Source organism: Pseudoalteromonas sp. SR44-5 (assembly GCF_014163675.1).
In the GTDB taxonomy this organism is placed as follows: Bacteria; Pseudomonadota; Gammaproteobacteria; order Enterobacterales; family Alteromonadaceae; genus Pseudoalteromonas; species Pseudoalteromonas rhizosphaerae.
Map to the genome: position 1 here is coordinate 21,719 of NZ_JACJDT010000038.1, position 24,262 is coordinate 45,980.

At 40.1% G+C, this 24,262-nt stretch carries 20 protein-coding genes and 2 pseudogenes; 8 read left to right on the forward strand and 14 right to left on the reverse strand.

Translation table 11 applies throughout. The features are described from left to right. Positions 1 to 178: 178 nt before the first annotated feature. Positions 179 to 808 carry an NAD(P)-dependent oxidoreductase gene (locus tag H5154_RS17075; protein ID WP_149981895.1) on the reverse strand — a complete coding sequence of 210 codons (630 nt, stop codon included), beginning with the start codon at positions 806 to 808 and terminating at the stop codon, positions 179 to 181. 114 nt (positions 809 to 922) lie between these two features. Here H5154_RS17075 and H5154_RS17080 point away from each other — a divergent pair, with 114 nt between their 5' ends. The 5 genes and pseudogenes from H5154_RS17080 to dld form a co-directional block, all read left to right on the forward strand. After that, on the forward strand, positions 923 to 1,807 hold the full coding sequence (locus H5154_RS17080; protein ID WP_182719072.1) for a LysR family transcriptional regulator: 885 nt from the start codon (positions 923 to 925) through the stop codon (positions 1,805 to 1,807). 129 nt (positions 1,808 to 1,936) lie between these two features. Then, positions 1,937 to 2,494, forward strand: coding sequence for a DJ-1/PfpI family protein (locus H5154_RS17085; RefSeq protein ID WP_149981897.1), 558 nt, complete (start codon positions 1,937 to 1,939; stop codon positions 2,492 to 2,494). A gap of 30 nt (positions 2,495 to 2,524) precedes the next feature. Further along, positions 2,525 to 2,923 (forward strand): ribbon-helix-helix domain-containing protein, encoded by a 399-nt coding sequence (locus tag H5154_RS17090; RefSeq protein ID WP_149981898.1) that lies wholly within the window; start codon positions 2,525 to 2,527, stop codon positions 2,921 to 2,923. A 7-nt stretch (positions 2,924 to 2,930) separates the two neighbouring features. Further along, positions 2,931 to 3,419, forward strand: coding sequence for an FAD-binding protein (locus H5154_RS23765; protein WP_259398544.1), 489 nt, complete (start codon positions 2,931 to 2,933; stop codon positions 3,417 to 3,419). Between the two features lie 12 nt (positions 3,420 to 3,431). Then, positions 3,432 to 4,619 (forward strand): annotated as a pseudogene (gene dld / locus H5154_RS17095) (D-lactate dehydrogenase); the annotation flags it as partial. A gap of 46 nt (positions 4,620 to 4,665) precedes the next feature. On the opposite strand, the gene H5154_RS17100 reads toward dld, so the two are convergent. Together H5154_RS17100 and H5154_RS17105 are read right to left on the reverse strand one after the other, a co-directional pair. After that, positions 4,666 to 7,587: a TonB-dependent receptor gene (locus H5154_RS17100; RefSeq protein WP_182719073.1), complete on the reverse strand. Its 2,922-nt coding sequence runs from the start codon at positions 7,585 to 7,587 to the stop codon at positions 4,666 to 4,668. Between the two features lie 162 nt (positions 7,588 to 7,749). Beyond that, entirely contained in the window at positions 7,750 to 8,865 is a 1,116-nt protein-coding gene (locus H5154_RS17105) for an FAD-dependent monooxygenase (RefSeq protein ID WP_182719074.1), read from the reverse strand. A 103-nt stretch (positions 8,866 to 8,968) separates the two neighbouring features. Here H5154_RS17105 and H5154_RS17110 point away from each other — a divergent pair, with 103 nt between their 5' ends. Beyond that, the gene (locus H5154_RS17110) at positions 8,969 to 9,856 is read left to right on the forward strand and encodes a LysR family transcriptional regulator (RefSeq protein ID WP_182719075.1); all 888 of its coding nucleotides are present in this window, start codon (positions 8,969 to 8,971) and stop codon (positions 9,854 to 9,856) included. A gap of 204 nt (positions 9,857 to 10,060) precedes the next feature. Here H5154_RS17110 and H5154_RS17115 read toward each other — a convergent pair whose 3' ends face one another. The 6 genes from H5154_RS17115 to H5154_RS17140 form a co-directional block, all read right to left on the reverse strand. Then, positions 10,061 to 10,777, reverse strand: coding sequence for a Sir2 family NAD-dependent protein deacetylase (locus tag H5154_RS17115; protein ID WP_182719076.1), 717 nt, complete (start codon positions 10,775 to 10,777; stop codon positions 10,061 to 10,063). A 25-nt stretch (positions 10,778 to 10,802) separates the two neighbouring features. After that, entirely contained in the window at positions 10,803 to 11,129 is a 327-nt protein-coding gene (locus H5154_RS17120; protein ID WP_145242070.1) for a cyclic-phosphate processing receiver domain-containing protein, read from the reverse strand. Positions 11,130 to 11,209: 80 nt separating this feature from the next. Beyond that, positions 11,210 to 12,307, reverse strand: a complete 1,098-nt coding sequence (locus H5154_RS17125) for a cell division protein FtsZ (RefSeq protein WP_182719077.1) — start codon at positions 12,305 to 12,307, stop codon at positions 11,210 to 11,212. Between the two features lie 78 nt (positions 12,308 to 12,385). Next, complete coding sequence (locus H5154_RS17130; protein WP_182719078.1) at positions 12,386 to 13,360, reverse strand: YafY family protein; 975 nt, start codon at positions 13,358 to 13,360, stop codon at positions 12,386 to 12,388. Between the two features lie 12 nt (positions 13,361 to 13,372). Continuing rightward, on the reverse strand, positions 13,373 to 14,119 hold the full coding sequence (locus tag H5154_RS17135; protein ID WP_182719079.1) for a GIY-YIG nuclease family protein: 747 nt from the start codon (positions 14,117 to 14,119) through the stop codon (positions 13,373 to 13,375). Between the two features lie 54 nt (positions 14,120 to 14,173). After that, entirely contained in the window at positions 14,174 to 16,192 is a 2,019-nt protein-coding gene (locus H5154_RS17140; RefSeq protein WP_182719080.1) for an ATP-binding protein, read from the reverse strand. 225 nt (positions 16,193 to 16,417) lie between these two features. Between H5154_RS17140 and H5154_RS17145 the strand changes: the two genes are divergently transcribed. Together H5154_RS17145 and H5154_RS17150 are read left to right on the forward strand one after the other, a co-directional pair. Beyond that, positions 16,418 to 17,059: a hypothetical protein gene (locus H5154_RS17145; protein WP_182719081.1), complete on the forward strand. Its 642-nt coding sequence runs from the start codon at positions 16,418 to 16,420 to the stop codon at positions 17,057 to 17,059. Positions 17,060 to 17,104: 45 nt separating this feature from the next. Beyond that, complete coding sequence (locus H5154_RS17150) at positions 17,105 to 18,031, forward strand: hypothetical protein (RefSeq protein WP_182719082.1); 927 nt, start codon at positions 17,105 to 17,107, stop codon at positions 18,029 to 18,031. A gap of 195 nt (positions 18,032 to 18,226) precedes the next feature. On the opposite strand, the gene H5154_RS17155 is transcribed toward H5154_RS17150, so the two are convergent. From H5154_RS17155 to H5154_RS17175, 5 genes and pseudogenes are all read right to left on the reverse strand, one after another. Continuing rightward, on the reverse strand, positions 18,227 to 18,958 hold the full coding sequence (locus tag H5154_RS17155) for a hypothetical protein (protein WP_182719083.1): 732 nt from the start codon (positions 18,956 to 18,958) through the stop codon (positions 18,227 to 18,229). 97 nt (positions 18,959 to 19,055) lie between these two features. After that, the gene (locus H5154_RS17160; RefSeq protein WP_182719084.1) at positions 19,056 to 22,376 is read right to left on the reverse strand and encodes a type I restriction endonuclease subunit R; all 3,321 of its coding nucleotides are present in this window, start codon (positions 22,374 to 22,376) and stop codon (positions 19,056 to 19,058) included. Between the two features lie 48 nt (positions 22,377 to 22,424). Next, on the reverse strand, positions 22,425 to 23,960 hold the full coding sequence (locus H5154_RS17165) for a restriction endonuclease subunit S (protein WP_182719085.1): 1,536 nt from the start codon (positions 23,958 to 23,960) through the stop codon (positions 22,425 to 22,427). Continuing rightward, the gene (locus tag H5154_RS17170) at positions 23,950 to 24,072 is read right to left on the reverse strand and encodes a hypothetical protein (protein WP_259398545.1); all 123 of its coding nucleotides are present in this window, start codon (positions 24,070 to 24,072) and stop codon (positions 23,950 to 23,952) included. Before H5154_RS17170 ends, H5154_RS17165 begins: the two co-directional genes overlap by 11 nt. Then, positions 24,062 to 24,262 (reverse strand): annotated as a pseudogene (locus H5154_RS17175) (hypothetical protein); the annotation flags it as partial. The pseudogene H5154_RS17175 and the gene H5154_RS17170, both read right to left, overlap by 11 nt.

Genomic DNA, 24,262 nt, shown 5'->3' on the forward strand with positions numbered 1-24,262 from the left:
CCATATCATTGCTTCAAAAAATCGGCTGCTCATAAGCAATAACCTTTAGATTTAGCTTTACCTAAGTTGCAAAAGGCTCAGGTAAAGCTGGTTAAAGCTGGTTAATGCAAAGGATAAAAGTGGGTTCAAAAGTATCATTAAATAATCATACTTTATTTGTAAGCCCTGCGAAAAACCCTTAATAAGCGACGCTCATACGTTGATTAATATGCGCGGCATTTTGCACTTCATCCAGCATAGCAATCGCGTAATCAGTCACTGATATTTTGCTTTCACCTTGTTCATTAGTAAAAAACGCATCGCCACCAATACGATACGGACCTTCACTTGCGCCAGGGTAAATAACCGCGGCAGGGCTTACAAACGTCCATTGTGTGGTTGTGTTTGTTGCTTTAAATACACTGAGAGCCTCACCTTGCGCCAACGCTTCATCTTTATATTCAGCAGGAAAGTCCGGCGATGACACTAACGTAACACCAGGCGCAACTTCTAAACTACCTGCACCACCAACCCACAGTAAACGAGTACTGCTACCTGACAGTGCAGTTAATAAACGCTTGGCCGTTTGCGCAACTAATTCATGGTTACCCGCTGCACGTCCACCGATTGAGGCAATCACCACATCAGCGTTCGTTAATACTTCTGCAATGTCATTTTGAGATTGTAAGTCAAACTCTTCTACCGCTGTACCGTCAGTCACCTTATCCGCATCACGAACAACCGCCGTCACATTGTGACCATTAGCTTTTGCCTGCGCCATGATGTGGCTACCAATCCAACCTGTTGCGCCTAAAATAGTAATATTCATGTCTGTATCCTTAAAAAAGTATTAATCATCTGAGTTGATGTAATCAGTTTACTTGCTCATTAATTGATGATAAATAAACCTTATAGATACACATTAGTTCACCTTAGGATGCTAATGGATAAGATAACTGCAATCCAAAGCTTTGTTGAAGTCGCCCGCAGTGGCAGCTTTACAAAAGCAGCTGCTCACTTAGAGCTCAGCCGCTTACAAGTCACCCGCCACGTACAAGACATTGAGCAGTGGCTGAGCTTGCGATTATTTCACCGCACCACCCGTAAAGTCAGCTTAACCAATCAGGGCGAAGAAGCGCTTGCCTACTGTAAGCAAATACTCAGCACCGTATTGGATTTACAAAGTAGAGCACATAACCATAATAACGAGCTGGTTGGTACCATTAGAGTCGCAGCCCCTATTGGACTTGGCCAAAATCTGTTGTTTGATGCAATTGAAGAATTTGTTGCTATACACCCAAATACTCATTTTCAGCTAGTACTCTCAGATCGGTTATCACAACTGGTTGATGAGCGAGTAGATATAGCACTGCGCTATACTCATGAGCCTGATGAGCAATTAATTGCGCGTAAGCTTATGTATATCAATACGGCTATTTGCGCCTCCCCAACTTATTTGGCGAACAACAGTCCAATCACTAAACCGCAAGATTTATTGCAACACAATTGTTTAGTGCATAGCGGTAGTTCAACATGGCATATTATTAGTGATAACGAGGATGAAAAAGTCACCGTAAAAGGCAGTATTAATGCTAATGATATGTCTGTGCTACTAAAAGCAGCAATCAAAGGAATGGGGATCGCAAATTTGCCGTGTGACTTGGCAAATCGCTATTTAGAGCAAGGTAAACTGGTTAAAGTGAATCCATCTTTTTCATCACCTAGCCAGCATTTATGGGCTGTGTATTTATCTCGTCATTATCAACAAAATGTGGTCAGAGCGTTTATTGATTTTTTAGCGCTGCGATGGCAACAAGATATCCTATAAAATGACTGTGTAGTATTAGAATATTACCCGTTACTGATTAGTGTATGTTTTACTAGGAGCTCATTGTATTAGAGTGCACTTAATCTCCACTCTGATACGTTTACGCACAATTAATATCTGGAGCAGAACATGGCTAAAGTACTTATGATCACCGGTGACTTTGTAGAAGACTATGAAAACATGGTGCCTTTTCAAGCATTATTGGCGATGGGTCACCAAGTTGATGCTGTATGTCCTGATAAAAAAGCAGGTGATACTATCGCCACCTCAATTCATGATTTTGAAGGCGACCAAACCTATACTGAAAAGCGCGGTCATAACTTTGCGCTAAACGCGACATTTGCCAATATTAATGCCGCTGATTACGATGCCCTGTATTTACCCGGTGGCCGTGCCCCTGAGTATTTACGCTTAAACGCGAAAGTAATTGAAATAATTCAGCATTTTGCTACAGCGGATAAACCCATTGCCTCTATTTGTCACGGCCCGCAATTGCTCACAGCAGCAGGAGTTATTGAAGGTAAAAAAGTATCCGCTTACCCTGCTTGCCAACCTGAAGTGAAAATGGCGGGTGCCGAGTACGTTGAATTACCAATGGATGGCGCCATTACCGATGGCAAACTAGTAACAGCACCAGCATGGCCTGCACACCCTGCCATGTTAAAACAGTTTGTAGCCTTGCTATAATCGCAGTTCAGCAGCATCAAGAGGTTAATCATGTGCCAACTTTTTATTAATGCCGACAGTCGGTTATGGACCTGTCGTACCAAATCACTGCGGATTGACGGCGTTGTTACGTCGATTCGTTTAGAAGAGTTTTTTTGGGATATTTTAGAAGAAGTGGCATTTCGTGATCAAATGACCGTTAATCAAATGATCACTAAGCTGTACCTTGAATCTCTTGATGCTGATCACGACATTGGTAATTTCACTTCATTTTTACGTGTCTGTTGTTCGCGTTATTTATCGCTGGTGGCCGATGGCAACTTAACCCGCGAAGATGCGATACCTTTAAATGATATCGACGCGACACAAGTTTTAGAACAAGAAAAATTGCGTACCAGTGTGCGCAAAAGCCAGTATATAGATACATCGTTAAAGTCTTCACTTAACTAGAGTTTTCATGTCACAATCCTCCTTAGTTCGATCTTTTAAAAAGATTGTTGGCGCACGTTATGTATTAACGAGCGATCGTGCAACTGCTCCTTACCGTAAAGGCTTTAGAGAAGGTCACGGTCCGGCACTAGCAGTAGTAAAACCGGCAACACTATTACAACAATGGCATATTTTACAAGCCTGTGTAAGTGCAAAGGTCATCGTTATTATGCAAGCCGCAAATACCGGTTTAACGGGCGGCTCAACACCGACACAAGGTTGCGATCGCAATACGGTGATCATCAACACCTCGCGCCTTAACGACATTCAAGTATTAGCTGAGCAACAACAAATTGTCGCGTTCCCTGGGGCGAGTTTGTTCTCATTAGAAAAAGCCCTCGCCCCATACGGCCGAGTACCACATTCAGTTATTGGCTCATCATGTATTGGCGCATCGATTGTCGGTGGGGTATGTAATAACTCAGGTGGCGCTTTAGTTGAGCGAGGCCCAGCATAAACTGAACTTGCCTTATACGCCCAAGTAAATAGCAATGGTAGCCTCAGTTTAATTAATAATTTAGATATTGAACTTGGCGATACACCAGAGCAAATACTCACTAATTTACAAAATAAAAAATACCGCACCCAAGATGTTAAAACGACAGCTAAGAAAGCATCTGATCGCGAATATGCCGATTGGGTTCGTAAAACAGATGATGATACCCCGGCACGATTTAATGCCGATCCTCGGCGTTTACATCAAGCCAGCGGCTGTGCGGGAAAACTAGCTGTATTTGCCGTACGAGTAGATACCTTCGCAAAAAATCAACAAGAACTGACGTTTTACCTCGGTACTAATTCCTCCACTGCGTTGCAAGCGGTACGAAAAACGTTATTAGAGCAAGCCACCAGCTTGCCTGTTTACGCCGAATATTTACACCGTGATATTTTTGAGCTTGCTGATAATTATGGTCGAGATACAGTATTATTAATTAAACATCTTGGCACCAATTGGTTGCCTACTTTTTTTAATATTAAGCGCCAGCTCGATTCCGTCTGTCAAAAACTGCCTTTTATATCCAAAAATGCTATTGATAAACTAGTTTATTGCTTCGCAAAACTGTTCCCAAGTCAAACACCCAATAAGCTCAAGCAATGGAATAGTCAATATCAACATCAGCTCATTTTGACAGTTAAAGGCGAGGCGCATCAACAAACTCTTGCATTGCTTGAACACGTTCAAAAAGACTACCAAATTGATTTTTTTCAGTGTAGTGAGCAAGAAGCTAAATCGGCATACTTACTACGTTTTGCTGCCGCAGGTGCTGCTGTGCAATATGCCAAAATAAATCATCAAGAAGTCGAAGATATTCTCGCGCTGGATATCGCTTTAAAACGTAACGACAACGAATGGTTCGAAAAATTACCGCCAAGCATCTGCAATAAATTAGTAGGGAAACTGTATTACGGGCACTTTTTATGTCACGTATTTCACCAAGATTACTTAGTGCGTAAAGGTGAAGACGGCAAAGCAATTAAAGCAGCCTTACTTGAGTTATTAGAGCAACGCGGCGCGCAATACCCCGCAGAGCATAATGTAGGACATCATTATGATGCAAAACCAGCCCTTGCTGATAACTATCGCAATTTAGATCCAACCAATAGCTTTAATGCGGGCATTGGCGGCATGTCTAAAAAGCGCGATTATGCTAAGTAAGCTAGTAAGCTAGTAAGCGCGATTATACATCGCGCTGTTAGCACACTTAAAAGCTGTAATTAATCCCAGCATAATAACGGCGGCCTGAATAACTAGTATTAAGTAGCCGCGCATCGGTATCTTTACCCAAACGTGTTACCGACTCCGATTGCGTTAAGTTAATTACCGCTGCGGTAAAGCTTAAGTTATCGGTAACGTTATATGCTGCATTTACATCTACTTGCTGGTATGGATCTTGGTAGACATTTAAACCACTGTTAATACCGAGCACCGTTTCACCTCGTTTATTGTACGAAGCGCGAATGTTAAAACTATCCCCTTCATAATAAACGGAGGTGTTATATTGATAGTCAGCACTGCCTATTAATGGCGACTCTGCTAACTTTTCACCTGCAACTGTTACATCGGCCTGATTGGTGTTGTTATACGTGTAGTTTGCGTAAATACCAAAGCCACTATCAAAGGCGTGTTGAATAAACACTTCCACCCCTTTTGATACCGCATCAGTACCATTACCTACGGTGCTATACGGGGAAATACTAATAGTACCAGCATCAACAAGACCTTTTTGCCCTGCAAATTCACGCTGTGAATCAATCACCAGTGGCACGATAAAGTTATCGACCTGTTTATGAAATAACGCTACACCTAATGCAGAACCTGGCGCGTAGTAATACTCAAGAGATAAATCGGCTTGTACTGACTCAAACGCTTTTAAATTTTTATTACCACCACTGCCACTAAATCCGGGTTGTTCATTAAAAGCGGCGCGATCATCTGCCCATTCGTCCGACACATAAGTAATACGCTGTTGACTACCCAAATCGCCGTAATCGGGGCGCGACATCACTTTAGCAAGCGCACCACGGATCACCACATCATCACTGGCATCCCACGCAATATTTAAACTCGGCAATACGTGGGTGTCTGTTGTTTGCTGGGTGATCAACTGGTATTGCTCAACTAAACGATCATCACCGGTGATTTGCTCGCCCGTTTCGTCATCGGTTTCATCCAATAAAAAGGTATAGAGATCGGTTGAAGCACTGCTAGTCTTGGTTTGTACAACGCGCACACCAAAATTACCGCGTATATCTCTGTACTCAAAATCACCTTGTAAATAAAACGCACTGATCTGCTCGGCAATATCATAGACAAAGTTATCTTCAATTCGAGTATACGGCACATAGTTACTGTAAATATAATCGCGATATTTATGCCAATTAATAGTTGGCATTAAATTGATATTAAAGCCACCAGCAATATTGCTTTCACCTTCCACATTAAACACATCTTGTGCCTGTGGCATACCATTATTCCATTGATAGCTATCAAATTGCGTGATACCGCTTGCGCTTGCCTCGCCTGCGGCAATATCAAAACTCGGATCAAGGAAAAAGTTGTTGCCCGTTTCGCGATGCAGTGATGCATCGCGGTATTTTGCACCAGTGCGAATGGTGGTCAATATGCCCCAATCAACATAAAAATCAACGTCAGCTTGGTAGTACTTTTCTGCTAAGGTGCTACGTACAAAACTTGAGTTCGATGAGCCTGCATCACGACCTCCGCCAACACCTGCGAGCAAGTTATTGAGTGTATTTGGGTCTATCAGCATCGAAATACGGTCATCACTGATTGACCAAGCGGCACTTTGCGAGGCGTTCTCAATATTACTTTGCCCCTCACCCGCGTTTGAGCTTTTATACGCTGCTTGCCAACTTTCTTTTGGCCCGCCTTTAGCTTTAGTTTTACCAACGACAAAGCGTGCTGTAAAGTTGTCGCCTTCGTAGCTTAAGTTAAAATCAAAAGTATCAGAGGTTGACTCTTCATCCAAATAACTGCCGCGCAACCACGGCAATTGCATATCTTTTTCAACGCCACTGGCCATGGCACTGTAGTCCATGCCATTGACAATTGTGCCACTTTCATCAAGTGTAATACCGGTTAAAAAGTCAGGATTTAACGCCCATTCCGGCATATCAACGACCGAGTCGCTGCGTTGTTGCTTTAAACTAAAACCAAAGTAATTAAAACCTAGTTCAATGCGATTAGTTGGTCGCCACTGAGTCGAAAACTGCACGCCTTCACGTTCACGTTTTTCATTCACAACAGAGCTGCGCACCACCTGCGGAAACCACATATTCTCATAACGTTGCCCGTTGGCATCAGTCACCGCGCCCCAGTCATTACTGTTATTAACCTCGTTACCATTTATATCAACAGCTTGCTGACCTGTGTAACGCCAAACATTGGCATCTGTGCCACCAGAGAGCGTACGGTTGGTGCGCTCTTGACGGGTATAGCCAAGTAAAAAACCAAAGCTATCGCTATCGTTTTTCCATGAATACAAACCAGTAAACTGAGGTTCATAATCTTCCGTTACATCTGCATAAGTACTTTCAACATTAAAAACGCCCGAATTAGCATCCATATCCAATGGTTTGCGGCTATGCATTAACACTGTACCACCGACGCCACCTTCATCTAGTCGCGCTTCAGGTGATTTGAATACTTCAACGCTTGCGATCATCGCTGATGGGAGTAAAGCATAATCAAATGAACGAGATGGCTCTCCTGGTGACGAGGCAATAAAATTACCATTTAACTGCGTGTAAGTAAGATCAGACGATAAACCACGAATACTCACCGTTGATCCTTCACCGCCTTCACGTTCAATCACTACACCCGGCACACGGGCTAATGAATCAGCCACGTTTTTATCCGGGAATTTACCAATGTCTTCAGCGGTAATGGCATCAACCACAGAACTTGATAAACGCTTCACCGCTAAGTTTTCAGCCATGCTAGAGCGAATACCTCGCACCTCAATCACTTCCATATCTTTTTCTGTTTGAGTGCCTGTTAATTGCTCGGCAGCCGCCGCATTCATAGCACTAAAAACCGATAAACTAATAACTGAAAAACGCAGCGATGCTGCTAAAGGCGAGTAACACGTTGAGGTTGACATTGAATGTACGAGTCCATTACTGGTTAACAATTGTAAAGGCGGCAATTGTACACAGCCAGACTTAATGGATTGTTAACCACAACTTACAAGTAACTGAATAAGCGAGCAAATAACCACCTCATAAATAGCCTTGCTCGCACCTAAATAACAGAGCTCGATAGGTTAATTACTCAAGCCTTGCATCCATAACGTTACTAACTGCTGAGCAGAGATACCTAGCGCTGGTGTCTCATTGGTATCAGCTGCTGTAGTGAAAATTTTCTGCGCGACTTGCCGACCAACAAGTTGAGAGGCTGAGGTTTTATCTATGCGTTGTTGATAAAAAGCCGTTAAGGCGTGCTCTAAATCATCATACTTTTCTAACACCCGTACAAGATGCCAAGCATCTTCTAGCGCCTGACATGCCCCCTGCCCTGAAGTAGGTAAAGGAGCATGAGCCGCATCCCCCATAATCAGTACATTACCTTGATGCCAATATGGCAAACGGTCAATATCGTGCACAAATATTCGTTTCAGTGAGTTTTCATCATAAGACTTAAGCACCTGCTGTACTGCATCTGGCCAAGTTAAAAAGCGTTGGTGCATTTCTTCATACCAAGCAGATAGCGGCCGCGCTTTATCAATATTTGTACTCCACCCGGCAGCCCAATAACAAAGGTCTGCTTTAACAGGCACAATACCAAAGCGCTCGCCACGGCCGCGAAAATCATGGATCACATTATCTAAAGTGCCCGGTTTTAACTGGCTAATAGCAATAATATTAATAAACCCCTGATACTGAGGAGTGATTTTTTCAGCATATAAAAATTGCCTTACCACCGAGTTCATCCGCCCATCAGCGCCCACAACTAAATCAAAATCTTGTTTTAGTTGAGCAATCTCTGATACGGTTATTGCGCTGTTAAAATGTATGTTTACCCCTAAATCAGCTAATGTGCGGCCCAACACACTCATAAGATCACGGCGCAATATACTGATACTAGAAAAACCACTGAGTGTATTTACTTTTGCAATATCAAATTCACTTTGCACCGTGCCATGCTGATCACACTGACGCATAAACAAAGGCATACCGCCCAGCGCTTGGATCTGTTTATCCAAGCCCATTTGCTGTAACACAAACATTGCATTCGGCCATAACGTTACCCCGGCACCAATAGAGGAAATCTCACTATCGCGCTCAAATATGTTCACCTGATAACCTTTTCGTGCTGCAAGAATGGCCAGCGCTATCCCCCCGATGCCCGCACCCACAATGGCAATTCGCTTGCTGTTCATATTCTTTACCTCAATAATTAACTGAATAACCATTATCACAAAGTCATTTTTTAAGATAAATTAGTAATAATTGCGTTATTAATCCCATATTTTGAGTTAATTAATGATTGATAAAATCGAACTTCAGTGGTTACTCAGCTTTCAGTGCGTATATGAACAACTGAGCTTTAAACTCGCAGCCGAACAACTGCAATTGCCTACATCTAATGTTAGCCGCCATGTCGCGTTATTAGAGAAGCAACTTAATTTAAGGTTATTACAACGTACCACCCGAAAAATGATTGCAACGGCTGCAGGAAAACAACTTTATCAATCTATCACCCCACTGATACAAGCAATGAATGACTCGCTAGAAGAGGTGTCTTTGTATGGTGATTCTCTTGCCGGGCATCTTAAAATCATCATGCCTGATCTGCCTTTTTTAGCCGAAATAAGCGCAGAGTTTTGCTCTGTGCATCCACAAATACAACTAAGTTGCGATACGCAACTAAATCCAACCGAAGGCTTGTTAGAGGGATTTGATTTGGTGCTACGCTTTGGCCGTGGTCCATTGGACGATTCAGGTTGGGTTGCTAAAGAACTGCTGCGCTGGCCCAGTTGCATTGTTGGCGCGCCACAACTGATCAACAATGCGCCACCGCCTCGCTCGCTAGATGAGTTAAGTAAAGTTCCTTGTATTACTAGCTTATCAGTACTGCAAGGTATGCCTTGGCGTTTTAAACAGCAACAAGCAGTGCAAGTAAAATCTAATTTTAAAGTAAACAGTGGCAACATGGCCAAAGCCGCTGCACTAAAAGGGCTCGGCTATGCCATTTTACCCATTCATGCATGCCAAGAAGATATAGACAACGGCTCATTGATCAATATTAAACTCGACCATGAACCAGAAGATCTGGTGTTATACGCATTTTATGCAGGCAGAAAATACCCGCTAGAAAAGGTAAAAGTATTTTTAGAATTCTTAAAGTCTAAATGCATTGAGCTTACCTAAGATATCAATGCAGTTAGAATTAGATGTACAAGTAAGCTAGAAGAAGGAAAGTATTAGCCCTCATACTCTGGTTTGCTAAAGATAACTTTTAAAACTCAAATCATCGAGGCGTTTAACCTCTGTCCAAAAAGTACTAAATGGTTTGATTATCCTCACCGCAGGGCAATCATTTACTAATTAATTGCCCTGTGCGACGAACAGAAATCATCCCATTTTTTGTATATAGTCGATTGCCGCCATTTTTTTATATGTGATGTTTCCAATTGAGAGCGCCACAGGATCAGGATCTACAATTTCAACTAGCTTGTTATACTCTGCTGCTATCTGAAGCGCCATATTGGTAATGCCAACATTAAAAGAGGTACCAATAAACACCATTTTATCTGCATTAAGCATGCGTTGTTTAGCTTCACGAAAACGGTAAAGCTCAGTGTAGTATTCATCAAATAACAACACATACGGTTTAAACGAACGGTTCACCTTCGGATTTTTGTTTTCAATGTTAAACAGCTCCAATAACGAATCGTTTAAGCGGCTTTCATCAACTTTATACCGCGGTGCGGCTATTAGTTCTGGCAAACCATTTTTTTGATAGAGAGTCATTTGATCAAGGCGACCATGAATAGCGATGTAGTTTTTGTTACCCGCTTTGCCATCAAGCCCATCAATATTTTGGGTGTTCACATTTTTATCACTAAGCCATTTATGTACTTCATTTGGCCCATAATCTCTATAAGTCGTAAATCGATGGTAATACCACGCTAAAAATTCGTGAGGATTAAATTTATACATCCCGCGAGTGGCCATTTTCATCGGTGTATAATTTTTACTGCCAATGGTCCAATAACCGTCTTGCCCCCGGAAAGTTGGGATGTCACTGGCTGCACTTACACCTGCGCCAGTGATATATAATATCGTCATAAATAATCCTGTTTAATTGTAAGATTTACGACTCGTTATAGCAGCGTTTAGAGCCCTGTTGATTTCTAGCCAGTAAGTTAATTTGTGTAATTGCGCGCTCCATTTTTATGCGTGCTGAGCTATTAGCTGAATGAACGGTTATTGCTGGTGGTACAAAGCCATCAATAAACACTGCCCGCTCAATCCAAAGTAAAACATCATAGCCAGTGCCTTTAGTATCATTTCCTAAATCATGATCAAGGCTGAGCTGCTTTACTTTACCGGTCTTCAAAAGTTTAATCACTTCATCGGGCCAATAGGCTCGTAACCAACCGGCTGGAGTTTCCCTCTCATCATCTAAATATACGTTCATAGATTTATACCACTTAAAAAAATATTCAGACTCTGAAAACAACAGCTAACAACCCTTTAAGTACAAATAGTGAATAACCGTTATTTCCCGGAGGGCGGCGGGGCTTGATTACGAATAAATGCGGGTATATCAAAAATATCTGAAGCTTGAGGTTTATAGATTACAGCATCTGGCTTTTTTAGTTCACTATTAGGCGCTTTATCATTAGGTTCAACAAGCATCTTCGCGCTTGCGCCCGTTGCTATGATCAACAGTTCGTAATTAGTTGCTAAGCTCTCAATTTTAGACACACCACAGATCACTAACGCATTAGGGCTAACTTGCTGGCGAACCGTGTCGGTGATGAGATTATAACTACCCAGTGAAATCTCATCTTTACAGTTTACTTGCACAATAACGCCGGTACTTGATGACATATCAACTTGGTTAACCAGCGGATTATTAAGCGCCCCATCAAGCGCGTTTGAAAGTTCATCTTCAAGATCGCACTTGCCTACACCTAATACGGCATCGCCTTGGCAATCCATAATTTTAGCAAAGTCGTTTAAATCAACGTTAATCAAACCTTGATAACACAGCATATCGATTAACGATTTTATTAATGAATGCAATATTTGGTTGCTGTGTTTAAAGGCATCAAACAAGCCAACATCATTACCTAACACTTCAATAAGTTGATCATTAGGTAACGTGATCACCGCATTAGCATACTCTTTTAAGGTATTCAGCCCTGCTTGCGCTATGTTGCTTCTAAACTGCCCTTCACTGCTAAAAGGCAATGTCGCTACAAATATCACTGGCTTATTTTGCTCACGCGCAAGCTGCGCTATAAATGGGCTTGCGCCAGTGCCGGTGCCACCACCAAGCCCTGTTGCACACAATAAAATATCGCAGCTATTTATTAATACTAACAGTTGCTCTTTACTCTCTTGAGCAGCCTGTAGGCCAACCTCAGGATCGGCCCCAGCGCCATAACCATGAGTTAACTCAGCACCGATAAGCACGGCATCATCACTTTGTGTATGTTCGAGCACCACTTTATCGGTATTAACACTAAATAACTTAGCCTGCTTACTCTCTCGCTGCTCATAAATACTATTTAACGTATTACAGCCGCAGCCACCAATACCAAATACACCAATAGATAAACCATCTTGCTGCTCAATTAATTGAAACATAACCACTCCTTTCATCTTTAAAAGAAGCATAGCAAACAGGTGCGTCAAGAATTGACGCACCCAGACTAGCTAAGGTCATTAGAGGTAGTTTGTAGTAGCAGCTTTAAGCTTAGAAATAATTCTTTGCCGCAGCTTTTCAGGTTTAATAACCTCAAGCCAATGAGCACATTTAAGCAACTCATCAGTTAACTGCTCTGTATCAATGGTTTGGTAGGTGAGTAATACGTTTTTATCGTCAATATGTTGCTTGTCAATCAGCTCGCCAAGTTCAATAAAACCTTGATTAACCGCCGAATGGCTGGGCACTTTAACAATTAACTCAATAGCTGATTGCTTCATGCCTTTATTAATAGCACTGCGTAACGATTTTAATTGCTCAGCAGTTGGCCCACGTCGTGTTTTTTGTAGTACCTGTACATTACGAATACGGTAAACCGGCATTTGGTAGCATTTATCGTGAAGTTGCCCCACCATAAACTGCACCATTAAAACACCGCCTTGCTCAACTAAGTTATAAAAACTCAATTCAGTAAACTTAAGCCAATGTGCCTCATTGTAAAGTACTCTATAAAGCTCAGCACTCACTGCACGTTTATGCTCAATCGCATGCTCAATTTGAACTACTAACTGAGTATCAATATTCACTTTTAACGAAGGCTTAGGCAGAGTTAAGAGCCACTCAGGCAGATGGCCATTAACACGCTTTAACGCCTGCTCTGCTTTAATATGCACTGACTGCTTAACGTCACTCGGGACTGATTGCGGTAGTAATTGCTCCAGCAACAAATAATGTTCAGCCACTTCGCTGCTCATTATTTTAGCGCTACCACCTCGCCACTGCGCATTGATAGACCAGCCATACGGTTTACTCCGCGTGTCTTTTTCAAGCCCAAAGCAACCTTGCTCGTATAGTGATTGCAGGTCTCGTTGAAGCATGCGGGTTGAAATCTCCAACCCACGTTCAAGCAGTTTTTGCTGCAGCTGTTGGGTCGTGATAGAGCTTGGCGCTATTGGCACAAGCTCTAAAATGGATAAATGACGGTGTGAATTCATTAATGTATCTGATCACTTTTTAGGTAGGTAACTATAACCTTGTTGCATAGCTGGTATTGGCTTACCATCAGAATTTATCAGCATACGCCCTCGCAGATAATGTTCTTTATGAGCTTGCCCTATAAACTCCCACTTATTAGGTTTTCCTTTATAAACTCTGGTAGACAATGTAGAGCCAGCTTCAAACCAAGCCTCTATTGTATAAACTTGAACTACCACCCCATCAACTACTGCTAAGGCAAGATTGTACTTGTTATTTTTTCTAGTTTCCTCAGATACACCGTACCAAAATTGACGTGTCATATCGTAGATTTCAGGCTCACTTAATGTCGGTGAATATGTCTGATTTATATAAAACAAAATACACTTTTCTTTAATACTATCAACTAAAAGAGGTTTTGAAGAATGTAATCTTTCGATATCATCCACACTAGAGCGACCCTTTTCTATGCCGTGCCCCCTGACTGCATTTGTCAAATTCTCCAAACCTATCGTATCAATAATCGCAGCTTCAACTTCAAATGCAGTGCTTTCATCTAAACCATATCTTAAAATTTCAACTCTAGGCTCTTCACCCGCAGCTCTTATATCTGAAATGCGGCCGCTCTTATCTGTTTCTTTTCCAATCTCTTTTAAATGATCAAATGCTCTATTATTTTTAGACGCTTTACCTATGTAGAAAATTTCATTATTACTAGGGTCAATTAAGCAGTATACATAACATCCCAAACTTTCTTTTGCTAATTTTGAAAACTTCATACTTAACTCTCAATATATTAAACTTAGTTCATTACATCATAAGCTCTTAAATTTTCATACAAAACCTATTTTTCGCTTATCACCTTCTTTTAGATCGTTTTGTTCTTGTAAAATCGATAACATTCGCTCTTGAGTCATTCGTTTTTTTGAAAACCTCATTTGCCTTTTTACAATCGCAAAGTCACCTGGTGTTAACTTCGACAGTTTGAATAGCTTATGCATTAGGTCCTTCTTTAACACCCCTTGGCCCAATGTATCTTTAAATAATTGCTTAGCTTGAACCGAAGTTAAGTAGGTTAAATTTAAATTAAAATCAAATCGCCTCATTACCGCTTTATCTAAGTTTTTAGCAAAGTTAGTCGCAGCAAAAAGTGGGAGTTGAAATTGCTCCATCTGGCATAATAATTCATTAACTGTTTGTACCTCCCAATTTGCCGTTGCTTGTTCACGGCTACACAACAAGCTATCAGCTTCATCAATAAATATTGCACTTCCTTCTTGTGTAGCTTGTTTAAATAGTTGAGCAATGTTTTGCTCATTTTCGCCAACCCACTTGCTTAGTAAGTCAGATGCTTTGATCGAAATAAGTTTAAAGTCAGCTTTTTCGCATAAATAATTCACAAAGGCTGTTTTACCTGTGCCTGGCGGGCCAGTTAGCAATGTACGTGAACTTGAATACTCTATTACAGCCTCTTCCACCTGTTCGAGTGATGCATACTCAGACTCTACGTTTACCATTTGTGGATTAAACTTTTGCGCTGCTTGATAAGTTAATTCATATGTTGAAAAGCCGCATGCAGTTAAGGTGTCTTGAATATTCTCTTCAATACATTCACGTGCTTCTTGAGCTTTAAACCCACATAACCTCGCTACATGTACTGCTTTAGCAATATGAGCTGGCAGCAAATTCTTTTGAGCAGCTAACTGACTTATAAAGCTGTTACCAACACTCAAGCCTTTAACATATTTGCCGATCATTTTTTCTTTAGTTGCTTTGTTTAGATCAGGAATTTCGTAAACAATATTAAATCGTCTAATAACGCTCTGTGGTAAATCTTCTAGATGATTAGTTATCCAAATACTCACTACAGGGTGATTTTCAATATAAGTATGAAGTAGCTCCTTTGAGAAGCTTTTAGAGAATAAATCACGCTCAAAAATGTTTTCACACTCATCCAATAACAATATTGTTTTTTTACGCTTACCTACCAACTTACTCACCACATTAAAGTGCTCTAAACGCAGCTCAGAGCTTGCGCTTCGACTATCGAGCTCGTTAGTTGGGTTTATTAAGTTGCTACCTTTAGCTTGCACCTTAAGCAACTGCGAGTCACACGCTTGCGCTAAATATTTCGCCAATGAAGTTTTACCCGAACCTGGCACACCATAAAATAAAATACTCAATGGTTGCCCACCGGTCTTAGTCGCATTTTGTGTAGCTTTTAGTAAAGTATTTAAATCTAAGTGCGATAAATCAGCAGCGCTAAGTTCAGAAGCTTCACAGGCAGTGACCAAGTTAGATAAAATATCACTTTCACTATTTAACTTACCCTCGAGCAGGCTTTTAGCAATTGCGTTTGGTAATATTAAAAACTCATCTTCCCCAGCAAATATCTCCATATCCATTGAATACATGCCAGATTCAATAATTAACCCAATTTGCTTGTTAAGCAGTGCCTCATCAATACTAAGCACGTAAGCTATTTTTTCTAAAATAACGCTCGCGTAATCGTCACGTAAGTATTCAACAAGTTCGCGCAATGGTTTACTGAGCGTCATACAGCACGAAAAAATAACTAAAGGAGTAACCACTTTTGGCAGTGAAAACGCTTTACAAAATATATACACATTTTTTTGTATCGTTTTTGACATTGTGTTGATTGCTAAATGATCTATTCGCGTGATCAAATCATCAACATCTAAGCCCTGTAAATTTGTATAGCTGAAACCAGAAATGCTACATAAAGCCTTTTTAAATAGCTTATCTTGCCAAAGCTCTTCTGTGTCGAACTCTTCTAATAATTCAGTGGTAAAGTGTGCCACAATACGTTTTAATTGGGGGGTTGTGTTCATGCTATGTACCTAGTTATTGTTAATCAATGAGTACATAGTAGCTGGGTGAAATATTTTTAGATCACGTAAGAAAAGCAAACACAAAACGGCATAAGCCATTGAACTTAAAGTAAATAAAAAAGGTTTTTCTTTTTTATTTAGAAAAACAAACGTAAAAAACTAAGTGTTTGTTTTATAATGAATATTATCGCAACATATAGACTATAACGTTGAAATGGACTTTATATGGAAGAAGTTAATTTAAAACCAGGCTCGGAAGATAACCCTATTGTTTTAAAGAATAAGCATCAAAATACTAAGCTCACTCAAAAGCACCTAAAAAATAGTAAAATCTATATACATAGACCACTACTGCAAAAATATACTAAAAATAACAATGGTGAGGAAGCATTTTCCTTCGACAAGGCACCCGATAGATTTGAGTCCTTTACTAATAATGTGATTTCAAACCCCAATTTGAAACCAATTGACATTAAAGTAGCTTTAGGATTATTTCATATCTTGGATGAAATAAGTGCAGGTGAAGGCTTGGTGTTTATATGTAGTACAAATGAGCTTGCCTATCAATATTATGGTGAAGATAATTTAGAGGTATACTTCACAAATATGGACACTGCCGATATTGAATTGATTCCGCTTCATGAGCTCATATCAAAAAAGCTCAACATTATTATTAGTAATGACAGCTTAAACAAGGTTTTAATTAGACTTGATAGCTTTCATTATATAAATGTCACGCCCATCACTTATCAAAACTCGCAGCTTGGCATCAACGACAAATCATTAAAAAAAGGAAAAGCATACCTAAAATTTATAGAAATTAACGATAGGATGAACTCTAAATGCTTAGAAAAAATCTGGATTTAGGGAAGTATTTAAACTTTATTCGAATTACATGAAAGGACACGAAATATGAACATAGATGAATCAAAATTATCAAGTAGTGAATTAGCAGCAGCTTGGTTTAGAGCTAACCCTTCTTTTGAAAAATCCAGTAATTTATTGGCTATTCATATATCTACTTACTATAAAGCAGGTACTAAAAAATGGCGTCGTGATTCACCAGTAAAAATAGTCTTTGGTAGTAATGGAGAAGCTGGTCGTATTTCTGTGACTCCGAAACCTAATCAAAATAAAATAAAAGTAAGATTTGTACCTTTAAATAAAGAGGATCGAATTACCTCATTCATTGATACAGCTAGGTTCCAATCTATTGATATTTCACTTACGAAAGGTCAAAGTAAAGATCTTTCTACGATTGAATTAGTTACGCCAATTGACCATACATCATTAACTGAATCTTTGAATATGATAGATCAGATTATTAATAACTTTGACTTCAGAGACTTCGATAAAAAAAATCTAGAATTTAGCACTATGCTTAAACTTAATGAAGAGGCAATTACAGATGCTATTACTGCTACAGAAATAAGAAGAAAGTGCCCAGAATTTAATACAATGGTGTTAAATGAAGCTCAAATGGAACAACGTTTTCAACAATGGTTACAACGTCAAAATATAAAATGTAATGCTCAAGATCGTGATGGCTTATTTCGCAGAGATGTTACTTTCACAAAAGGCGATATTTACACAATTGCAGAGTTAAAACATACAAGCTCAACTAGACAAGACATTGAAGCCGCAATAGGCCAATTACTGAGATATCAGCTGTATCCATTAGCACAAAAACCAGGCGATGAATTATTGATAGTTTCCGGTAACATTCCTGAAAAAGAAGATATTCAATGGCTTAAACTAATTAAAGAAAGGTTAGACTTACCTCTATCTTTCTTATACGAGTCAGAAGGTAAGAACGATTTTTTAAGCGTTGAAGATTAATATCTAGTATCAATATCCAACCACATAAAAACCACTCCTGGTATTTAGCTAATTAATATAAATTAGCTAAATACTTTTATAAAACAGCCTCCGATGAGGATACCCCAAAAATATTGAATGTATTTGCAAATATATGAGAAGCTTAAAATAGGTACGCGGTATTGAGAAACTTTCGTGGTACTTACAGTACAAATATTAAGACAGTATTATTTCATGTTGTAGTTGCGTAACTCTGTTGCCGAATGCATGCAGCAGAGCATCACTATTTAAACCCCAGCGACCACTAAAAAAAGGCACTACAATTAGCAAACTCTTGTCTATTTTACTCCAATATAAAGTACGCTTTTCTCCTGTATCTACTGTGATAATTTCACTTTGAATCGAGTCAACACCATCAGCACCGGCAAAGAACATTAGGAAATCCTTTAAGTAATTTACCCCTGTGCAGATAATTAGTTTTGGCTGATACTGTTTACGAAGAGCAACATAAAACGAGAAGCGATTAAAAAAACACCAGTTATTAAATAGGTATTTACTAGCAAACCCCGTTACTGTATCAAAGCCATGTTGATGCCATAAATCGTCAGCAGTAGAATTAAATGCGATAGGATATAAATTAAGCTTAAACAACTCTTTACCTGATAACTGCGCTACATTTCGATAAGACGCTAGTTGCTGGTGTTGGATAACCTGATAAAGCTTAGCAAATCTCACTCCATAGGGGTAACTAATACTATCTTCCCAGTCAAAATCTGTTTTTTTAACAGGTACAACTCCTCTTTGCATCTGCAACTTCAGACGCTCATAGTATTCATACGCAGCGGCTGACTCTAGCCCCCACTCTATACCACACAACCAAATATCAGCTTCTGGATTACCACCATCACAGCCGCTAAAAGAGCAAACCCAGGGTTTTATTTTTTCCAACATTACTTATCTCCAAAGCTCTTTTATTACGTAGTAAAAAAGTTAATACTAAAATCAGCCCTAGCTATAAAGTATTTCCCTTTCAAGTTATAAAGATCTACGCCTCTTTATTCGCTTTCACACTCTGCGCTTGCTCAAATATTTCTTTGTATACTTCATCGCGGCTGATTGGTGGGTATTTAAATTTAGCCAACACTAAAATAAGCTCTACTTTAAGTGATGATTTAATATCGTCTCGGTTTTGCCAATCTACAAATTTAACTTTGTCATCCACAATTACTTTTACCGCTTGGGCAAGTTCAATGAGTTTATCTTCGGGGTAGTCAAAGTCGTATTTAACCGCGAGTGCTTTTAAAGCGTCGTAAAAGCCTTTTTCTTCAATATCAATGCCTAGCTCGTCGCCGGCGTTCATTTCGTCGCGTACGCTGTAAATCATATCAACCATGCTTTCTGAAAAGTCATCAAGTACGCTACTTACCAGTACGTCATCTTCTCTTCGCTCGTTGTAGCGCTGTACTAGCGATTCAAAGCGTTTAGTAAAGTCGATACCTTGGGTTTGGTTTACTTTTTTAAGCTCGCCAATGGCTTTAGCTAGCATTTGTTGCAGTATTTTTATTTTGGTATTGGGGAGTTTTATTTTTTCTATTTTGGCGATGTAGTCATCATTAAAAATATCAATCTCGCCGCCGTCTTCATTGCCGAGTTTAAATACTTCCTCAACGCCGTCGCTTTGTAGGGCTTCGCTTATCATTTCACGTACTTTGGAGTTCATTTGCGCGGTATCTGGCGCTTCACCTTTGGTTAGCTTGTAAATAATCGAGCGAATAGCGAGGTAAAAGTGAATGTGGTTACGCTCTTTTTCGTTAATTTTTTCACTACCGCAACATATATCGTAAGCGGCTTTTAAACGCTTAACTAAATCCATAAAGCGCTTTTGGCGCTTTTCGGTAATTAGTGCAAACTCGGCGGCGTGGTTTAAACAGTTTAGTTGGGCTACGGCTTCACCGCTAAAGTATGGGCTGCTGTCAAAGTTATGAAATAACTGGGCAAGTAGCGCTAAGTGGTTTTTTACTTCAATAACCGAGGCAGTAATGTCTTCAAAGTTGGTTTCGTCAGTTTTTGAATACTGCGCTAACGCTTTATTCATTTGCGATTTAATACCAATGTAGTCAACCACAAGGCCTTTGTCTTTGCCTTCAAACTGGCGGTTAACCCGCGAAATAGTTTGTATTAAGCTGTGCTTTTGCAGCGGCTTATCTATGTACATGGTATCTAAAAATGGCACATCAAAACCGGTTAGCCACATGTCTACCACTATGGCTATTTTAAAGTTTGAATTTTTGTTTTTAAATTGCTTATCAAGCTCTTTACGCGCGTCTTTACTGCCTAGTAAATTATATAAGCGATCAACGTCGTCTTTACCGCGCGTCATCACCATTTTTACTTTTTCAGAAGGCGCAGCAATACGCCCTTCGCTAATGGCGCGCTTTCGCTCGGTATCGGATAGTGTTTGCGCATCTTCAGTATCAATTACATCAAACCAATGTGGGCGGAGTGCTTCAAGTTCTTGATAAAGCTGATAGGCAATCCCACGCGAGCTACACACAAACATCGCCTTTCCTGCGACCGTAGAGCACTCTTCAATACGTTTTTCGTAATGTTCAACAAAGTCCCTTGCTAATACACGTATGCGGTCAGGATCGCCTAAAATGCTATTCATGTTAGCGGTGGCTTTTTTACTGTCTTCTATTTGCAGCTCGTTACTGCCGGCCTCGGCGCATTCTTTGTAATAAGCTTCAATTTCTGCCAGCTTGCTGTTGTTTAAGCACACCTTGGCGGCGCGGCCTTCGTACACAATGCGTACAGTAATTTCATCTTTAACCGACTCAGTCATAGTGTACGAGTCAACCACTTCACCAAATACATCTAAAGTCGCGTCCACTGGGGTGCCGGTAAAACCAACGTAAGTGGCATTGGGCAGTGAGTCGTGCAGGTATTTTGCAAAACCAAAGGTCTTTTTTACGCCTTTTTCGGTAATAGTAATTTTTTGATCAAGATTAACTTGGCTACGATGCGCCTCATCAGAAATACAAATAACGTTAGTGCGATCAGTTAAAAGCTGGGTGTCTTCGGTAAACTTATGAATGGTCGTTAAAAATACACCGCCACTGTTACGCCCTTCAAGTAATTCACGTAAGTGAGTACGGCTGGTAACTGTTTTTACCGTGTCATCGCCAATGTAAGTTTTAGCATTACCAAATTGCTGCGAAAGCTGATCGTCTAAATCGGTTCGGTCGGTAATTAAAATAATGGTGGGGCTTTTAAGTTCAACGCTTTTCATCAACAAACGTGTTAAAAACTGCATGGTGTAACTTTTACCGCAACCGGTTGCGCCAAAGTACGTACCGCCTTTACCATCACCTTGTGGTTTTAAATGCAGTTTTATATTTTCGAACAGTTTATTAGCCGCATAATATTGCGGATAACGCGGCACAATTTTTATCTCTTTTTTGCCCGTGTTTTTATTATCAGAGTCAGGGAAGAACACAAAATTACGCATTACATCCCGCAATCGCGCTTTGTCAAACAAGCCCTGTAATAAGGTATGTAACGAGTTAATACCCTCTTGCGCGGTTAGCTCTTGCCCCGTTACTTTACCCCACGAGTAAAAAAACTGATACGGCGCAAATACGTTACCCATTTTATTGTTTACGCCATCACTTATAACGCACAAGGTATTAAATACAAATAACTGCGGGATAGCACGGCGGTAGCGAATAGTTAACTGCTCAAAGGCTTTAAAAATAGGGGCTTGTTCGCGTATTGCGCTTTTAAATTCAAACACCACCAATGGCAAGCCATTTACATATAAAATGCCATCGGGAATACGTAGTTCTATGTTGTCGTAACTTGTGGGGCTTTGTATTTCTAATTGGGTAACAAAGCGGTAGATGTTGTCGTCTTGCAGGTAGCTAACGCTTGCCTCATTTACTTTATCCAAAGCAGCCATAGCACTGCCTGCTATTAGGCTACTTTTAATACCTTGTGCAACGTTGTCGTAATCAAGCAGTTGAATATACAAATCTTTTTGCGCTGCACTACCTGCGACCCTGCCACGCTCGCGTGTCAATACTTCCCGTTTAAGTAAGAATCCATCACTTAACCACTTACAAAAGGTTTTATTGCTCTCGTATAAATCACTGGCTGGCAGCTTTTCAAGCTTTGCAATTATTGAGTTTACTTCACCGGTGGTAATATTATTTTTAGCGTAGCGTTTGGTTAAAAAAGCACGGAGGTCGTCTTTAATTAATACCTCGCTATTACTACGGGTGAGCTGACCACCCAATAAATGCGGGTAACCTTGCTCGCCTAATAGCTCAACTACCGCTTGTTCTAATTTGGCTTCAGTAAATTTCATCAAACATCCTTATTGTTATTATTTTGGCTTTTAAACGCACAGCTAAGTTTAATCTACTATTTCTTCATCAATGGCGACATCGGGTATGTGTAGCTCGCCTGAGATGAGTTTGGGTAGCAAAGCATCTCTTAATTCTGTTAGTGTATTTATTTCTTTGCTTTTCAAGGGTATAGTTTTGTAGAACTCTTTTACTAATACCGAGTAATTTTTCTGGATGTGGTCCGGAGGTATTACTATCATCCAATCCATTATCGCTTTTTTATCTCCTCTTGGCATTTTTGAGCCTTTGGAGGTTGTCATCATATAGTCGAAGAAAACATCCTGAAAAAGCAAATTAAATAAGTATCCTGTATTTTTTGGCTCTAAAGCTTCAAATCCTAAAACATCATTAGAACGTCCACCACTTGATGTTGCTAACCATATCTTTTTAAAATATGGTCTGATATTAGAAATTAATATATGTCCTGGATGGAACCCTGATGTAGTTTTAACTTCCGGTATTTTAGAAGCTTTAGTAATTCCACCTCTATTAGGGCGCATATTATCTGTTGAAATGTAATTATCAAACGTTAAATCATCACCATTTACCCGCTCAGATGTGAACTTTGCAATTTTTGATAAGTTATCAACACTCCAGCCCTTTGGTATCCAGCCTAGTTGTTCGTTGTGTTCAAACTCATTAGGGAAGTGGGCGTGGGTGTTGGCGTGTTGCGCTAATATTGTAGGGTTGGCGTTAACGTTTGGTTTAACGGGTGTTTCAGCGGCTTTTTCTGATACTTGCACTGCTGCGTGTGTTGCTTCTTTTGTTGGTGGCTGTGCTTGTAACTCGTGAGCAAGCGCACTGAGTGATGCTTTGCATTCTGTCGCATTGTGTAAGCTGTTTAGTGCCGCTAAGCGGCGCTGCGCTTTTTGTATTAACTCGTCAGGCAGACTAGTTTCAAGGTTTTCTAAGTTAAAATCAACGCTGGCAAGGAGATTGTCGAACACGGGATCAAAATCGACAAACCAGCTTTTAAATAACGCCTGCGCCATTTGTTCAAGAGTGTGGTTTATCTTTTGATTTAATTCTATTTTTCCTGAAATAGCAGATAAATGTTCGGCTATCTTAATTTGTGCACTTATTGGTGGTTCAGGAATTTTAAACTTTGGTATATCTGCGCATTTTAAACTTTCAAAAATTGCACCAGGGTTTAAATATTTTGCAACCTCATTCCACCATTCCTTACCATGAACAGCCCAACGAAGATATTCTGGGTGAACACGCTCCCCCTCAGGACGTAATAAAACTAAGTTTTGCCCTAAAGCAAATTTAGAATTTCTTGGGACGTAAACAGTTTCACCAGAGTTACATCTGCGAGATAAAATAATATCTCCGTACATTGGATTTGCTTTTCGTGTCCAATGTTTGAAATCATCTTCTGAAATTAGTCTGGGATTAGCATCAAAATTAATCCGGCCATTATCCATTTGTGGTATCCCAATATAAGGGATACCAGATTCAACGGCTTTGGGTGTTTTATGATCACAATCTATTAATCGCACCCCAAGCTCTTTTAAAGAAGTGGTTTGCCATTTATTCCCCATAACCCAATGCCTCCAAATTCTTACGAATGGCTTTATCAAGCTCATCGCTGTGCTTCATTTGGCTATAAAGCGTTTGGCTAAATGCGAGTTGTTTATATTTATTATTTTTCATTGTTTAACACCTGCCAATATCCGTCTTTTTTTGATCCGATCCGCTTGATTACTTTATGATCTTTTAACCATTTAATATGACGTTCAACCGTTGCCGTACCTAAATCAAGCTTTTTAGCGAATACCTTTGTAGACAATGAAGGCGCTTGCTTAATACACGTTAACAATGGTTGAATATTTTTTGGAATAGC

What these genes read in the sequence shown, in the direction of transcription:
- H5154_RS17075 (WP_149981895.1), bottom strand. Translation starts at nt 808, where the DNA reads ATGAATATTACTATTTTAGGCGCAACAGGTTGGATTGGTAGCCACATC.
- H5154_RS17080 (WP_182719072.1), top strand. Translation starts at nt 923, where the DNA reads ATGGATAAGATAACTGCAATCCAAAGCTTTGTTGAAGTCGCCCGCAGT.
- H5154_RS17085 (WP_149981897.1), top strand. Translation starts at nt 1,937, where the DNA reads ATGGCTAAAGTACTTATGATCACCGGTGACTTTGTAGAAGACTATGAA.
- H5154_RS17090 (WP_149981898.1), top strand. Translation starts at nt 2,525, where the DNA reads ATGTGCCAACTTTTTATTAATGCCGACAGTCGGTTATGGACCTGTCGT.
- H5154_RS23765 (WP_259398544.1), top strand. Translation starts at nt 2,931, where the DNA reads ATGTCACAATCCTCCTTAGTTCGATCTTTTAAAAAGATTGTTGGCGCA.
- H5154_RS17100 (WP_182719073.1), bottom strand. Translation starts at nt 7,587, where the DNA reads ATGTCAACCTCAACGTGTTACTCGCCTTTAGCAGCATCGCTGCGTTTT.
- H5154_RS17105 (WP_182719074.1), bottom strand. Translation starts at nt 8,865, where the DNA reads ATGAACAGCAAGCGAATTGCCATTGTGGGTGCGGGCATCGGGGGGATA.
- H5154_RS17110 (WP_182719075.1), top strand. Translation starts at nt 8,969, where the DNA reads ATGATTGATAAAATCGAACTTCAGTGGTTACTCAGCTTTCAGTGCGTA.
- H5154_RS17115 (WP_182719076.1), bottom strand. Translation starts at nt 10,777, where the DNA reads ATGACGATATTATATATCACTGGCGCAGGTGTAAGTGCAGCCAGTGAC.
- H5154_RS17120 (WP_145242070.1), bottom strand. Translation starts at nt 11,129, where the DNA reads ATGAACGTATATTTAGATGATGAGAGGGAAACTCCAGCCGGTTGGTTA.
- H5154_RS17125 (WP_182719077.1), bottom strand. Translation starts at nt 12,307, where the DNA reads ATGTTTCAATTAATTGAGCAGCAAGATGGTTTATCTATTGGTGTATTT.
- H5154_RS17130 (WP_182719078.1), bottom strand. Translation starts at nt 13,360, where the DNA reads ATGAATTCACACCGTCATTTATCCATTTTAGAGCTTGTGCCAATAGCG.
- H5154_RS17135 (WP_182719079.1), bottom strand. Translation starts at nt 14,119, where the DNA reads ATGAAGTTTTCAAAATTAGCAAAAGAAAGTTTGGGATGTTATGTATAC.
- H5154_RS17140 (WP_182719080.1), bottom strand. Translation starts at nt 16,192, where the DNA reads ATGAACACAACCCCCCAATTAAAACGTATTGTGGCACACTTTACCACT.
- H5154_RS17145 (WP_182719081.1), top strand. Translation starts at nt 16,418, where the DNA reads ATGGAAGAAGTTAATTTAAAACCAGGCTCGGAAGATAACCCTATTGTT.
- H5154_RS17150 (WP_182719082.1), top strand. Translation starts at nt 17,105, where the DNA reads ATGAACATAGATGAATCAAAATTATCAAGTAGTGAATTAGCAGCAGCT.
- H5154_RS17160 (WP_182719084.1), bottom strand. Translation starts at nt 22,376, where the DNA reads ATGAAATTTACTGAAGCCAAATTAGAACAAGCGGTAGTTGAGCTATTA.
- H5154_RS17165 (WP_182719085.1), bottom strand. Translation starts at nt 23,960, where the DNA reads ATGGGGAATAAATGGCAAACCACTTCTTTAAAAGAGCTTGGGGTGCGA.
- H5154_RS17170 (WP_259398545.1), bottom strand. Translation starts at nt 24,072, where the DNA reads ATGAAAAATAATAAATATAAACAACTCGCATTTAGCCAAACGCTTTAT.